At 52.7% G+C, this 15,382-nt stretch carries 11 protein-coding genes; 4 read left to right on the top strand and 7 right to left on the bottom strand.

Annotated features, from left to right (window positions below; translation table 11 throughout):
* The first annotated feature begins 88 nt into the window (after positions 1-88).
* Complete coding sequence (gene fbp, locus C1P89_RS16430; protein ID WP_000853748.1) at positions 89-1,087, top strand: class 1 fructose-bisphosphatase; 999 nt, start codon at positions 89-91, stop codon at positions 1,085-1,087.
* A gap of 32 nt (positions 1,088-1,119) precedes the next feature.
* On the opposite strand, the gene yjfF is transcribed toward fbp, so the two are convergent.
* From yjfF to ytfQ, 4 genes are all read right to left on the bottom strand, one after another.
* Complete coding sequence (gene yjfF / locus C1P89_RS16435; protein ID WP_000596014.1) at positions 1,120-2,115, bottom strand: galactofuranose ABC transporter, permease protein YjfF; 996 nt, start codon at positions 2,113-2,115, stop codon at positions 1,120-1,122.
* Positions 2,102-3,124 carry a galactofuranose ABC transporter, ATP-binding protein YtfT gene (gene ytfT, locus C1P89_RS16440; RefSeq protein WP_005144303.1) on the bottom strand — a complete coding sequence of 341 codons (1,023 nt, stop codon included), beginning with the start codon at positions 3,122-3,124 and terminating at the stop codon, positions 2,102-2,104. Before ytfT ends, yjfF begins: the two co-directional genes overlap by 14 nt.
* A gap of 13 nt (positions 3,125-3,137) precedes the next feature.
* Positions 3,138-4,640 carry a galactofuranose ABC transporter, ATP-binding protein YtfR gene (gene ytfR / locus C1P89_RS16445; RefSeq protein ID WP_000205801.1) on the bottom strand — a complete coding sequence of 501 codons (1,503 nt, stop codon included), beginning with the start codon at positions 4,638-4,640 and terminating at the stop codon, positions 3,138-3,140.
* A gap of 139 nt (positions 4,641-4,779) precedes the next feature.
* Positions 4,780-5,736 carry a galactofuranose ABC transporter substrate-binding protein YtfQ gene (ytfQ, locus tag C1P89_RS16450; protein WP_000265916.1) on the bottom strand — a complete coding sequence of 319 codons (957 nt, stop codon included), beginning with the start codon at positions 5,734-5,736 and terminating at the stop codon, positions 4,780-4,782.
* A 309-nt stretch (positions 5,737-6,045) separates the two neighbouring features.
* On the opposite strand from ytfQ, the gene ppa reads away from it, so the two are divergent.
* Positions 6,046-6,576, top strand: coding sequence for an inorganic diphosphatase (gene ppa / locus C1P89_RS16455; RefSeq protein WP_000055075.1), 531 nt, complete (start codon positions 6,046-6,048; stop codon positions 6,574-6,576).
* Positions 6,577-6,954: 378 nt separating this feature from the next.
* Here the strand turns inward: ppa and C1P89_RS16460 are convergent, their stop codons facing one another.
* From C1P89_RS16460 to tamA, 3 genes are read right to left on the bottom strand one after another with little or no spacing between them, the layout of a single operon-like run.
* A complete protein-coding gene (locus C1P89_RS16460) occupies positions 6,955-7,296 on the bottom strand; it encodes a gamma-glutamylcyclotransferase family protein (protein ID WP_001219160.1) in 342 nt (113 codons plus the stop codon).
* Positions 7,297-7,298: 2 nt separating this feature from the next.
* The gene (gene tamB, locus C1P89_RS16465; protein ID WP_000060967.1) at positions 7,299-11,078 is read right to left on the bottom strand and encodes an autotransporter assembly complex protein TamB; all 3,780 of its coding nucleotides are present in this window, start codon (positions 11,076-11,078) and stop codon (positions 7,299-7,301) included.
* Positions 11,075-12,808, bottom strand: a complete 1,734-nt coding sequence (tamA, locus tag C1P89_RS16470; protein WP_001269310.1) for an autotransporter assembly complex protein TamA — start codon at positions 12,806-12,808, stop codon at positions 11,075-11,077. Before tamA ends, tamB begins: the two co-directional genes overlap by 4 nt.
* Positions 12,809-13,013: 205 nt before the next feature.
* On the opposite strand from tamA, the gene msrA reads away from it, so the two are divergent.
* Positions 13,014-13,652: a peptide-methionine (S)-S-oxide reductase MsrA gene (gene msrA, locus C1P89_RS16475; protein ID WP_001295196.1), complete on the top strand. Its 639-nt coding sequence runs from the start codon at positions 13,014-13,016 to the stop codon at positions 13,650-13,652.
* 322 nt (positions 13,653-13,974) lie between these two features.
* Complete coding sequence (gene paeA, locus C1P89_RS16480) at positions 13,975-15,318, top strand: polyamine export protein PaeA (RefSeq protein WP_000935042.1); 1,344 nt, start codon at positions 13,975-13,977, stop codon at positions 15,316-15,318.
* Positions 15,319-15,382: the final 64 nt, after the last annotated feature.

Raw genomic sequence — 15,382 nt, forward strand, 5'->3', positions numbered from 1 at the left:
TGGCGCGATTCACCTGAGCGCAACATTGAGATTATTTGTTAAGATTGTTGCGGTCGCTTTACTCCATAAACATTGCAGGGAAAGTTTTATGAAAACGTTAGGTGAATTTATTGTCGAAAAGCAGCACGAGTTTTCTCATGCTACCGGTGAGCTCACTGCTTTGCTGTCGGCAATAAAACTGGGCGCCAAGATTATCCATCGCGATATCAACAAAGCAGGACTGGTTGATATCCTGGGTGCCAGCGGTGCTGAGAACGCGCAGGGCGAGGTTCAGCAAAAACTCGACTTGTTCGCTAATGAAAAACTGAAAGCCGCACTGAAAGCACGCGATATCGTTGCGGGGATTGCCTCTGAAGAAGAAGATGAGATTGTCGTCTTTGAAGGCTGTGAATACGCAAAATACGTGGTGCTGATGGACCCCCTGGATGGCTCGTCCAACATCGATGTTAACGTCTCTGTCGGTACCATTTTCTCCATCTACCGCCGCGTTACGCCTGTTGGCACGCCGGTAACGGAAGAAGATTTCCTCCAGCCTGGTAACAAACAGGTTGCGGCAGGTTACGTGGTATACGGCTCCTCTACCATGCTGGTTTACACCACCGGATGCGGTGTTCACGCCTTTACTTACGATCCTTCGCTGGGCGTTTTCTGCCTGTGCCAGGAACGGATGCGCTTCCCGGAGAAAGGCAAAACCTACTCCATCAACGAAGGAAACTACATTAAGTTTCCGAACGGGGTGAAGAAGTACATTAAATTCTGCCAGGAAGAAGATAAATCCACCAATCGCCCGTATACCTCGCGTTATATCGGTTCACTGGTTGCGGATTTCCACCGTAACCTGCTGAAAGGCGGTATTTATCTCTACCCAAGCACCGCCAGCCACCCGGACGGCAAACTGCGTTTGCTTTATGAGTGCAACCCGATGGCATTCCTGGCGGAACAAGCGGGCGGTAAAGCGAGCGATGGCAAAGAGCGTATTCTGGATATCATCCCGGAAACCCTGCACCAGCGCCGTTCGTTCTTTGTCGGCAACGACCATATGGTTGAAGATGTCGAACGCTTTATCCGTGAGTTCCCGGACGCGTAATCTCCTGCGCCTCTCCACACGGAGAGGCGTTTTTATTGCTGCGCAATGTTGACTCTTGTCACTGGCGAACTCTGACGATTCTCCCACAGCACCGTTAATCCACGCTGTAATGCTATAAAAATAAACAACAAAATACCGATGGCGATTTTCGTCCACCAGGAACTCAGCGTGCCATCAAAGTTTATGTAAGTCTGAATCAGTCCCTGAATCGCCACGCCAAAAAGCGTCCCTAATACCGTTCCAACGCCACCGCTCAAAAGCGTACCGCCAATTACCACTGAGGCGATAGCATCCAGCTCCACACCTACGCCCGCCAGCGCATATCCGGCCTGGGTATAAATCGAGAAGACAATCCCCGCCAGCGTTGCCAGTCCGGTGGAGAGCATATAAATGCGAATAGTGGTGCTGCGAGTGGAAATCCCCATCAGATTCGCCGACGTTGCGTTGCCGCCAATGGCGTATACCTGATTACCAAAACGGGTACGATGCGCGAGGAATATGCCGATAACCACCACCGCCAACATCAGCAGTCCCATCGCACTTAAGCGACCGCCGCCAGGGATTTTCCACGCAAGGCTTGAGAGCGTGTCATAAATGGGATGGTTTATCGGAATCGACTCTTCCGAAACGAGATAGCTGACGCCGCGCAAAAAGAACATCCCCGCAAGCGTAATGATGAACGCCGGGATCTTCAGGGCGTCGATCAGAAGCCCCATAAATGCGCCGAAGGCACAGCCCATCACCAGCACCAGCGGAAACGCCAGCAGCGGCGAGAGGCCGAAATCGCCAATCACTTTTGCCAGAAACACGCCGGTAAAGGCGATCACCGAACCGACGGAGAGATCGATCCCACCGGAGAGGATCACAAAGGTCATGCCAACGGCAATGATCCCAAGAAAGGCGTTATCGGTCAGGATATTGCAGATCACTCTTGTGGAAGCAAAACCAGGAAACTGCGTCAGGCAGTAGAGATAGCCCAGCACAAAGACGCCGATGGTGATCATAAGCGGCAAGTTACGTTTTATCACGGCTACGCACTCCTTTAATCAGACTGATAAAGCGTTGCGACTGAACAATCAGCACACAAAGCACCACCACCGCTTTCACCACCTGGTTCATCTCTGGCGGAAAGCCCGAAAGCAAAATTCCGGTATTCATTCCCTGAATAATCAGCGCCCCAACTCCCGAAAGCAGCAGGTTAAAGCGACCGCCCATCAGCGATCCACCGCCAATCACCACCGCGAGAATGGCATCCAGCTCCAGCCATAATCCGGCGTTGTTGGCATCGGCACCGCGAATATCCGCCGCCACGATAATGCCCGCAATCGCCGCACATAGCCCGCTCAACACGTAGGTGAGCATGACGATGATTCGTGTGTTGACTCCGGCATTTTTTGCCGCCCGAATGTTGATACCAACGGCTTCGATAAACATCCCCAGCGCCGTTTTGCGGGTCAACAGCCAGAACAGGAGAAGCGTCAGCACCGCGATAATGACCGGCGTTGGCAGGAACAACAGCGATCCGCTGCCAAACCATGAGAGATCCGGCGAGTTAAACGTGACGATCTGCCCGGCGGTGATCAGTTGCGCCACGCCGCGCCCGGCGACCATCAGGATCAGGGTGGCGACAAACGGCTGAATTTTGAGGATCGCTACCAGTATGCCGTTCCACAATCCCGCTAGGATGCCGGTGCCCAGGGCGCTTAACAAAACAATCGGCAGGCTGAATCCCGCGACCGTCATCGCAGCCGTTGTGGCTCCGGCGATAGCCATCACCGCCCCCACAGAGAGATCGATACCACCGGTGGCGATCACCAGCGTCATACCAATCGCCAGTAACGCAACGGGAGCTGCACGGTTAAGAATGTCGATAGGGCTACCGAACAAACGCCCATCCTGAAGCACCACCTGCCAGAAATGCGGGGCTACCAGGCTATCGACCAGCAGCACCAGCAACAGTGCCGCCAGCTGCGGCATCCCCGTCGGCCAGTGAAAACGCCTTTTTGGCGGCGTAGTGTCAGGGAGAGATTGAGGCATCACACTGTTCTCCTTACGCCGCAATGGCGTTCATGATCGCCGGAACGGAAAGCTGTGCCAGCGGGATCTCCGCCACCTGTTTGCGATCGCGCATGATGATCACCCGGTCGGCATAGCCCACCAGCTCTTCCAGTTCGGAGGAGATCACCAGCAGCGCCAGACCGTCAGCACACAGCGTTTCAATCAGGCGGATGATCTCGGCGTGGGCACCAACATCAATGCCACGGGTTGGCTCATCAAGGATCAGAAATTGCGGTCGGGTCAGTAGCCAACGTGAAAGCAGCACTTTTTGCTGATTGCCACCGGAGAGAAATTCAATCGGTTGTTCAGTTGAAGGTGTGCGAATGCCAAGCTGGCGGATAAAGCGTTCGGCAATCTCTTGCTGCTCTTTGCGGGAAATGGGTCGTAGCCAGCCGCGCTGGGCCTGGAGAGCGAGGATGATATTTTCCCGCACCGAGGCGGCGGCGATGATGCCATCGGTTTTCCTGTCTTCCGGGCAGAATCCGATGCCCAGTACTGAAGCCTGATGTGGCGATCGCAGGGTTTGCGGTTTGCCTTTGATCAACGCCGTGCCGCTGTCAGCAGGTTTGATACCGAAGATCACTTCGGCGGTTTCGGTACGTCCGGATCCCAGCAAGCCAGCCAGACCGACGATCTCGCCGGGGCGCACTTCGAGATCAAACGGTGCTATCGTTCCTTTTTTGCCGTAATTTTTGAACGCGGCAACGGGTTTGTCGCTCAACAATGTTCGCCCGGCACGCTGTAGCACGTGGGTATCCAGCTCGCGCCCCAGCATCATTTTTACCAGTTCGATCTGCGGTAGCTCGCGCGTTTCCCGACAGCCTACGAAACTGCCGTTGCGTAAGACAGTGATCCGATCGCTGACCTGATAGACCTGATCGAGAAAGTGAGTGACAAAGATCAGGCTGACGCCGCGATCGCGCAACTGACGCATCAGGCCAAATAATAGCTCCACTTCCTGGGTGTCGAGGCTGGCGGTGGGTTCATCGAGGATCAGCACTTTGGCGGAGAGATCGATAGCCCGGCAAATGGCGACGATTTGCTGCATCGCGACTGAAAAGCGGTTAAGCGGTTCGCGCACGTCGAGGAAGAAACCGTAAGATGCCATCAGTTCGGTGGCGCGCTTTTCCATCTCTTTACGGCGTAGAAGGCCGAAACGTTTGGGTTCGCGACCTATGAATAGATTATCAGCAACCGACATATTGGGTAGCAGGTTGACTTCCTGATAGACGGTGCCAATACCGAGTTGTTGTGCATGGGCGGTATTTTTCGGTGAGATAGCCTGGCCTTCCAGCCAGATGGTGCCGCGATCGGCGTGGTATACACCAGTTAATGCTTTGATTAGCGTTGATTTTCCCGCCCCGTTTTCACCAAGCAGCGCCATGATTTCGCCACGGCGCAGGCTGAAATCAACGTTGTCTAACGCTTTGACGCCGGGGAAAAATTTACTTAATCCTTCGGTGCGGAGGATCTCCTGGTGTTGGTCGGTCGTCATGGTTTCCCCCGGTGTAAAGCGTGCTCCCAGTAGGCATGATAAGACGCGGTAAGCGTCGCATCAGGCTTCAGTGCACCATCGCCGGATGCGGCGCGAGCGCCTTATCCGGCCTACGAATCGGCATCAGGCATAGCAACCCTCAATACCCCATATTTTTCTTCTTCTCTAACTCTTCTTTTGCGGTATCAGGCAGGTAAAGGGTGGATTTGGTTAACGTCAGCTTTTCAGGCATGGTGCCGTCTTTTTTGTATTTCTCCAGCGCATCGAAAGCGGGTCCCGCCATGTTCGGCGTCAGTTCAACACTGGCGTTCGCTTCGCCATCCATCATCGCTTTGTAGATGTCCGGTACACCGTCAATGGAACCCGTGAGGATATCTTTGCCCGGTTTCAGGCCCGCTTCTTTAATTGCCTGAATTGCACCAATCACCATGTCGTCGTTATGGGCGTAAACCATGCAGATGTTTTTGCCGTTGTTTTCCGCTTTGATAAAGCTCTCCATGACTTCTTTGCCTTTACTGCGGGTGAAGTCACCTGACTGCGAGCGGATAATTTTGATATTTGGCGCATTCTTAATGGCTTCGGCAAAGCCTTTCTTACGGTCAATGGCGACGCTGGCCCCAACGGTGCCCTGCAGCTCCACCACGTTGCATGGTTTGCCATTCACTTCTTTTACCAGCCAGTCACCGATCAACTTACCTTCGAGGATGTTGTCGGCAGTAACGGTGGTCATATAGAGAGATTTGTCTTTCACATCGATGGAACGGTCGAGCAAGAAGACCGGGATTTCGGCATCTTTCGCCTCTTTTAATACCGGTTCCCAACCCGTCGCAACCACTGGAGCGATAAAGATCGCATCCACCCCTTGTGCAACGAAGGAACGTACCGCTTTAATCTGGTTTTCCTGCTTTTGCTGACCATCGGCAATTTTCAACGTAATTCCGCGTTTTTCGGCCTCACTTTTCGCCACATTGGTTTCTGCGGCGCGCCAGCCGGATTCCGATCCGACCTGCGAAAATCCTCCGGTTAATGGAGCTGCCAACGCCATAGACGACATGGCTGCCGAGACTGCAGAGACTACAAGTAAGCGTTTCCACATAGGGTTGTCCTCGTCGGGGTAATTATTATTGGTGAAAAGATGTTCGCGAAAAAACTATAGACAATTCGTTATGTAACGGATTGCGTTACATCACACTTCAAAAAAGTAAATAAAACGTTAATCACAAGTTTGTAATCGCTTTCATCTCACTATGAAAAATGCGGCTACGGTTATGGATTTTCCTGCTCTGTATACCGTCTTAAAACTGGCGAAAAAGGAAAATGAAGACGAAAACAAGCAAAGACATTCGGCGCGAGTTGGCTATAATACTCGGCACTTGTTTGCCACATATTTTTAAAGGAAACAGACATGAGCTTACTCAACGTCCCTGCGGGTAAAGATCTGCCGGAAGACATCTACGTTGTTATTGAGATCCCGGCTAACGCAGATCCGATCAAATACGAAATCGACAAAGAGAGCGGCGCACTGTTCGTTGACCGCTTCATGTCCACCGCGATGTTCTATCCGTGCAACTACGGTTACATCAACCACACCCTGTCTCTGGACGGTGACCCGGTTGACGTACTGGTCCCGACTCCGTACCCGCTGCAGCCTGGTTCTGTGATCCGTTGCCGTCCGGTTGGCGTTCTGAAAATGACCGACGAAGCCGGTGAAGATGCGAAACTGGTTGCGGTTCCGCACAGCAAGCTGAGCAAAGAATACGATCACATTAAAGACGTAAACGATCTGCCTGAACTGCTGAAAGCGCAAATCGCTCACTTCTTCGAGCACTACAAAGACCTCGAAAAAGGCAAGTGGGTGAAAGTTGAAGGTTGGGAAAACGCAGAAGCCGCTAAAGCTGAAATCGTTGCTTCCTTCGAGCGCGCAAAGAATAAATAAGTTCTTCTAGCGCAATAACCCTGAACGCCGGGCTTCGGTTAGTAAGGGTTTTTTATGCCCGCGATAAATAAACTCTCTATTCCACCATCATTATTCTCAGCGGTTGCAAGGCTTGAACGGTAAGAACAAGCAAACCCGACCACCATTTTGCTGTTCATAGCCACTTGCTGGAAGTTAGCCGACCTCACTCATACTCACCGTTCAAAGCGTGCCCCCGTTTTACCCCTGCACATTTGTGAACGCCAGCAGAGTTTTTTATGCGATTGCAGATATGGAAAGCGGCTCGGAGAGAAAAGCAAAAGATGGAAAAGTTACAAAAAAAAATCGCGAGATACATCGCATAAAACAACGCCACCCGAAGGTGGCGTGCTTTTATTATTACTTATCCCTGTCTAACCAGTCGCCGCTTTCAATTAGCTTTAATCCATCGACGGGTCGTTGATAAACGTACATCCATGCACTCCCGTACGGCGTCTGAATCAACTGGCGCGCGTATTCACCGCCCCTGGTGCGCAAGGCATCAAGTTCGGCCAGCGTGGCGTTGTCAATACGATAAACTTCACCGTGTACCGTTCCGTTCCCCGGAACTGCGCCTGGATAGTGGCCCAGGCTATACAACTGGTAGTTATCGATACTGAAATCGCCCAGTAACTGGGCATTGGTCATCCAGTGACTGTTGCCTTGTTTGTGGCGTAAACTGCCGTAGACAAATATTCGCATTGCTAAAACTCGAACTGATAGAGCAAATCCAGTGCCTGGTCTACACCAGACACGGCTTCCAGATATAGCTTAGGCATCAGGCGATAACGTAACGTGAGTGTTGCTATAGAGTCAAATATACCCACGCCGTATTTCACTTGCAGACCTGGCAATACATAGCCGCTGACCACTACCTGGGAGGAGTCGCCTACTCCCTGGGTGTCGAGCGCTAAATTGCTTACGCCAAACGTCTCGCCGATTTTACCCACAATCTGGCCACTTTGCGCAACCCCCAGACCAATCAGCATCGAGGTCATTGCCGCACTGTCGCTCTGATCGCTCTCCAGCCCTTGTCCACGTAGCAAATAAGACAATGCAGCTTGTTGCGACATCGCCGGGTCAGAGAAGATCTCCGCTTTCGGTTCGTCCGCCAGACCAGTGACGCGAACTCCGGCAATTACGTCGTCTTCTGTAGCATCCGGGTTACGAATAGCTTCAATATTAAGATACGGTTGATCCGGCGGACCAGAGAACAGTAACTCACCCTTACGCACAATCAGATCCTGACCATAGGCATGGAAGCGCCCTTCAGGGATGTTGATCTGCCCGTTCAGGCCCAGCCCTTGTTTGTCCTGTACGACGTTAAGATCGCCCGTCAGCCGCGCTTTCAGGCCAAAGGCGTCAATGCGCACATTGTTGCCAACGTGGACAATCAGGTTACTGTTAATCGGAATCGACGCCGTTTTCGGCTCTTCCGGTTGCAGGTTATCGTTAAGCATCACCACATCGCTGGAGACGCCTACTGCGCTTTCCGGCAGATCGTGCACCACGATGCGCGCCCACGGGACATCCACGCGACCATCGAGGGTAAACAGGTTTGGTGTAGCCTCGAATACAACATCTGGCGATACATCCATTCGTACCATCGGCGGCACGGTGATCCGCACTTTACTGCCTTTCGCCGTTACTCGTGCCCGCCAGTTTTCAATTTGGCTCCAGTCGGCATCACCGTTCAGGTAGATTTCACCCTGCTGGGTCCGTACTGTACCGGCAAGCGTCGAGCGCATACCGTTAAAGTTGACCGCAAGCTGGCTCGGCTGCATATCAAACGGCATAAAGTTGCCGTCGATATCCACACCCGTAACCTGAAGCTGACCAAACAACTGCGGGCTTTGCACATCACCACCCAGACGCAAGTTGGCACTCACCATCCCCGCTGCTTTTTCCCCACGGGTAAAGATGGGGTTTATCATCGCAAGGTTGAAGTTACGGATATTGACGTTGCCACCAAGATTACGGCGGCCTTGCGGATCGGTCACCTGCACCTGTCCATCAAACTGGCCGTTATTGGTCAGGCGGATGGTCCAGCCCAATTCGGCACGGTTGTTACGCAATTCCGCCGTCAGATTCAGTGTCTGAAACGCCACCGGCAGCGCCGCATCGTTGACGGTTTGCGTTACCTGCACGTTACGCCCCGAAAGGGTGATACTGCCCTGCGGCAGCCCCTCTTTCGTGGTGTCCCAGGCAACATCCGCTTTACCCGTGAAGATACCGCTGGCCTGAGTGGTTTCTGGCATAAACGGTTTCAGCATGGCGAGGTCGAAGCGGTTGAGATTCACCACCGCACGCCCTTCGGCCCCCGCATCGATAGTTTGCGGCACGCACAGTTCCGCATTCGGGTTAAGCCAGCAGTGTGGCCCGATGCTGATTTTTTGCTCCTTATTGCGGTAATCCAGCGCAATATCGCGGGTCAGCGACCACGGGCCGACCGGCGTCTGGAAACGGGTATTGCTAAGAGTTCCCTTCCAGCGTTCTTCTTTGCGATCAAAACTTCCTGCCAGATTAAGCTGCCCGGAGACAGGCTCGCCCTGAATCCGCAACTGTAGCTCGTGCTGCTTTTCGCTGCCTTTGGCATTCAGGGTGACGAGGTTGATATTTACATCCGGCTGCGAAATTTGCTCAACGCGTACGTCGAGTTTCCCGGCGATCTGATCGGTGGATTTAATGTCGCCTTCCACGCGAACCTGCGCCACGGAAAGTTCCTGCCAGCGCAGGCCGCGCGCGGTGATATCTGCCAGTAGTTGTGGCGCTTCCACCGTGCCGCGTACTTTCACCAGCCCTTTCGCTGTACCGCCAAGCCCCGGCAGCGCGTTATCCAGCCCCGGCGCGTTGATGGTGGCATCAAGATTGAGATCTTTTACCCCCAGCTCGCCTTTCACTTCGGCACTGTTTGGCCCGAGTTCCAGATGAAGCCCAGGGATCATCCACTGCATATAACTGTTGCCTTTCAGCGTGCCGTCAACGTTCACTTTGTTCTGTTTGACGTTACCGGTCAGCTTCAGTTCTGGCACCTCCATCTGCCAGGTGCCGCCGTACAGGCTACCGCGGGTTTTAATCAAGCCATTGAGTTTCGACGGCCACTCCGGGAACTCTTTGGCGGTGTTAATGCCATTAAGCGTTAGCTCACCGCGCCAACTAATGGCCTGCTGCCAGTCGAGCAACGCCTTGAGTTCAGTTTTCCCTTCCAGCGCCGCGACGGTGAGTTTGTCGAGATTGACCTGCTGTTCATTACCTTTGGCATCAAGGGTAATGGTGGCTGGCGGGATCTCCTGTCCCTTCACTGCCGTACGCATAGAGAGCGTGTAATCGGTCATTTTGCCGGTAAGTTTCAGTTTCAGATCATCCGCCTGATACTGCTTCTCACCAGTGAACGGCCAGTAAAGCTGTTTGCTGTTCACTTCCACGTTGAGTGGCAATCCGGCTTCCGCCAGTCGCGTCTGGGCGCGTAAATCCATATCCACCGGACCGGAAAGGTTAACGCCTATCTCCAGCTGTTCGCGCAGCGCGCCGCCCACTTTCAGCTTCACCTTTTCACCTTTCAACGGCTCCACGTTCAGTGTGCTGTTGAGGATGATATCCACCGGCCAGTTGTCTGACAGCTGCGCCGTGCCGCTGGCGTTGACGATCCCCTGGTTGGAATCGATATCCAGGGCGTCCAGTTTAGTATTGCCGTCAATGCTGCTCACTTTCAGCAGCATGGTGCGCACGGTGATGTCCGTGTCGCCCGTCACGCGCAGCTGCTCGCCCTTAAACTCTTCAATGTTCAGGTTAAGCGGCAAATGCACGTCGGTCATTTCCGGCAATACCGGGCGAGAAAAGAGATCTTTCAGCGTTTCGCCGAGCGGCTTTTCATCCGGCTGCGGATTTTCAATCTTCGGTTCGACGACCTCTTCCTGCGCCACTTCCGCCACTTTCGGCAGAGCAATCAGCAGGCCTTTCAGCGACGTCGGTTTCAGGGTCAGGGTTTTCTCCTGCCAGTTCAGGCCGGAGGTGAAGTCCATCACCGACACCGTGGTGTCATCAATCTTGATGTTGACGTTATCCAGCGCCACCCGTGTCAGGGTGATGGGATACGGCGTGGAGAGATCCAGCGGACCGCTATCTTCCTCTTCTTCAACCTGTTCAGAAGGAGGCATTTTTTTACTGTCGATGTTGACCTGAATGTCTTTCAGCGCCAGGTCATTAATACAAACGCTACTGTTCCACAGGCACTCAAGACCGACCGCCAGATGCAGATTACCCGCTTTTACCGCCACGCCTGGCTGCTCATAACGAACGTCAGACAAGGTGAGATCGCGCCAGCCGCCGGTGACGTTGCCAATATCCAGTCCTGGCACCCAGCGATCCGCCGCTTTAAATACAAGATGCAGGCCGCTGGTGGTGCCCACCAGAAACGCCACCGATCCCAGCAACAGTAAGATAACGATAACCACGCCGAGGCTGATTTTTTTCCATAAACTCATAATTCTGGCCCCAGACCGATGTAAAACTGTAACCCGTGTTCGTCTTTATCCGCGACCGGTACGGCAAAATCGAGTTTGATTGGCCCGACCGGCGATTCCCAGCGTACGCCGCCCCCGGTACCGGTTTTAAAGTCGCTGCGGCGAATATCGCTTACCGCTTCGCCACTATCGACAAACACCGCGCCCCACCATTTTCCGGTCACGTTGTACTGGTATTCCAGCGATCCGGTTATCAGCTTCGAGGCCCCTTTCAGGTCACCGTTGGCGTATTTCGGGGCGATAGATTTATATTTGTAGCCGCGAATACTACGATCGCCTCCGGCGAAGAAACGCAGATCCGGCGGTACTTTGTCGAAATCACCGGTTTCAATCCAGCCCAGCGTGCCGCGTGTCACAAAACGATGGCGATCGTACAGTGTGCGGATCCAGACGTTCTGCGCCTGGAAAACGGAGAAATCGACATCTGAACCCCAGGCCGTGTTGGAGTAGTCGATAGAGTAGCGTTGCGAGTCGCCCCAGGTTGGCATCAGGCCACCACGAGAACGCGTGCGGCTAATCATCACCCCAGGATAAAACAGCATCGTGGTGTTGGTAATTTCACCCTGGGTAAAGTGGTCGAGGCTCCAGCGCAGGTTAATGGCACGCTGCCAGTCGCTGGAGAGATCCCAGTAGCGAGAAGCCACCAGCGTAGTGGAGTCAGATTCGGTATCGTTCAGGTCAGTGCGCTTAAAACCGCCCTGCACCAAATAATATTGTTCCAGTGGATTCTTCAGCAGCGGCATTTTATAGCTGAAGTCGAGGATCTGTTCCGGCGCGGAAATACTGGTACTGGTGGTCAGACTGTGACCATAAGAGTTCATCCACGGCTTTTTCCACGTCGCTTTCACGCGCGGTCCCACGTCCGTAGAGTAACCGACCCCGGTTTCGATGGTGTTTTCTGTTCGCGGCGAAACCACGCCCGTCAATGGTAATACTTTCGTTTCGCGCGCTTTATCAAATTGCGGTGCCACTACCACCGAATTAAACCAGCCGGTAGCAGAAAGTCGGCGGTTCAGTTCCGCCAGATCTTTCGATTCATACTCATCGCCCTCTTTAAACGGCACCAGATTTTGCAGGTATTCATCGCGGATTTGTGATCCTTCAAAGGTCACATGCCCAAAGCGGTAACGTTCGCCACTGTTATAATCAATATCCCAGAAGGCTTTATGCAGGCCGAGCGCAATGCCCAGCTGCGCTTTGGTAAATTCGCTATCGAAATAACCTTTACGCAACGCAATACTGGTTAAGGACTTTTTGAAATTTTCATAATCGCCCTGGTTCAGTACCGTACCAATAGCCGGGCGAGTATCGAGCAATTTCAAATAGTCTTTATCGGTCCGCGCGCCGCCGCGCAATACCACATCGGTGCCGCCAATTAACACCGGTACACCTGGCGTGACTTTGGCGATCAATACCTGCCGCCCTTTCTTTGGCGGTGGACGGAGATCAAATTCAATGGTCGGCTGGTAATAACCCAGCGCTTTCAGACCTTCACGGATGGCATCATCGACGCGTGCGCGAAAGCGACGGTCTGGCGTCACTTCATCACTTTCAATCGTAGAAAGCTGCGCACGAACGTTCTTTTCCAGCTGTCCCGATAACCCCTCGACCTGTAGACGGACGTTCGCGGCGACGGCAGATCCGCTTAAGCAGAGTAAGCTTACACAGCATAACTGTCGGATATAGCGCACATTTTCTCCTGAATATCCTTTTTTCCTACCCCTGGAACGCCGTTAAACGGCTTAACAAAAATCCAGTAATATGGATTAAAAAGCAGACTAAACCCCAAATATTTCTTATGTTTTACTTTAGACCTATTCACGGTGGTTATTGTGTGCAAATACGCCTCTTGTTACAACCTTAACCCCAATGACCGATTTTCGGGAGAGCGACACCATGAGTTTATTTGATAAAAAGCATCTGGTTTCCCCCGCCGATGCCCTGCCTGGACGTAACACCCCGATGCCCGTAGCCACGCTGCATGCGGTCAACGGTCACTCAATGACCAATGTACCTGACGGAATGGAGATTGCCATTTTTGCGATGGGTTGTTTCTGGGGTGTGGAGCGTCTGTTCTGGCAGTTACCCGGCGTTTACAGCACCGCCGCAGGCTATACCGGCGGCTATACGCCAAATCCGACTTATCGGGAAGTGTGCTCCGGTGATACGGGTCATGCCGAAGCGGTACGCATTGTTTACGATCCTTCCGTCATCAGCTATGAGCAGTTGCTACAGGTATTTTGGGAGAATCACGATCCCGCCCAGGGAATGCGTCAGGGCAATGACCACGGCACGCAGTATCGTTCAGCGATTTATCCGCTGACCCCAGAACAGGATGCCGCAGCTCGCGCCAGTCTGGAACGTTTTCAGGCGGCGATGCTTGCCGCCGATGACGATCGTCACATCACCACGGAAATCGCTAACGCCACACCGTTTTATTATGCCGAAGATGACCACCAGCAATATCTGCATAAAAACCCATATGGTTACTGTGGAATTGGCGGAATTGGCGTCTGTCTGCCGCCGGAAGCATAGCGTTACGGGTACAAATGTAGTTTGTTGATAAAGTGCTCTTTGTCTATGCCTGATGCGGCTTAAACGACTTACCAGGCCTACAAAATCGTCCAAATTCAATATATTGCAAGGACTGCGTAGGCCTGATCGGCATAGCGCATCAGGCAGTATTGCATTTATCAGCAGTCTGAATTTTAACCCTCTGGCGACTTTACAGTACCTTACGCTATACTAGCCACTGAAAATGTCGGTTCACTTTCTTCGAATCGACTTTCAATGTGTATTTCACACAAATTAATCAACTTTCCCTTCCGAGGATCTGGCCTGAAAGGTCGGATAAGATATGTTAAACAGTATTTTAGTCATACTCTGCTTGATCGCTGTAAGTGCGTTCTTCTCGATGTCCGAGATCTCGCTTGCCGCCTCACGCAAAATCAAACTTAAACTGCTGGCTGATGAAGGCAATATAAATGCCCAACGCGTTCTGAATATGCAGGAAAATCCCGGCATGTTCTTTACCGTGGTCCAAATCGGTCTGAACGCAGTGGCGATTCTCGGCGGTATCGTCGGTGATGCGGCATTTTCTCCAGCTTTTCACAGCCTGTTCTCCCGCTATATGTCGGCAGAGCTCTCTGAGCAACTGAGCTTTATTCTCTCTTTCTCGTTAGTGACTGGCATGTTTATCCTGTTTGCGGATTTAACCCCGAAACGCATCGGTATGATTGCGCCAGAAGCGGTGGCTTTGCGTATCATCAACCCGATGCGCTTCTGCCTGTACGTTTGCACCCCACTGGTGTGGTTCTTCAACGGCCTGGCGAACATGATCTTCCGTATTTTCAAACTGCCAATGGTACGTAAAGATGACATCACTTCTGATGACATCTACGCGGTAGTGGAAGCCGGTGCGCTGGCGGGCGTGTTACGTAAACAGGAACACGAGCTGATTGAAAACGTCTTTGAGCTGGAATCCCGTACCGTTCCGTCTTCAATGACACCGCGTGAAAACGTGATTTGGTTTGATCTCCACGAAGATGAGCAAAGCCTGAAGAATAAGGTGGCGGAACATCCGCACTCTAAGTTCCTCGTCTGTAATGAAGATATTGACCACATCATCGGTTATGTCGATTCTAAAGACCTGCTGAACCGCGTGCTGGCTAACCAAAGCCTGGCACTGAACAGCGGCGTACAAATTCGCAACACGCTGATTGTGCCGGATACGTTAACCCTTTCAGAGGCGTTGGAAAGTTTTAAAACCGCAGGTGAAGACTTCGCGGTGATCATGAACGAGTACGCGCTGGTGGTGGGGATCATCACCCTCAACGACGTGATGACCACGCTGATGGGCGATCTGGTCGGTCAGGGGCTGGAAGAGCAGATTGTCGCCCGTGATGAGAACTCATGGCTGATTGACGGCGGCACTCCGATTGACGACGTCATGCGCGTGCTGGATATTGACGAATTCCCGCAGTCGGGCAACTACGAAACCATCGGCGGCTTTATGATGTTTATGCTGCGTAAGATCCCGAAACGCACCGATTCGGTGAAATTCGCCGGCTACAAATTTGAAGTGGTGGATATCGATAACTACCGCATCGACCAGCTGCTGGTGACCCGGATCGACAGCAAGGCCACCGCCCTTTCGCCAAAACTGCCTGACGCTAAAGATAAAGAAGAAAGCGTCGCGTAACCCCCCAGAAACATCAACGGCTCCTGAATCAGGAGCCGTCTTATTACTGCATAGCACTTTTTAC

This window comes from Shigella sonnei (assembly GCF_002950395.1).
Taxonomy (GTDB): Bacteria; Pseudomonadota; Gammaproteobacteria; order Enterobacterales; family Enterobacteriaceae; genus ECMA0423.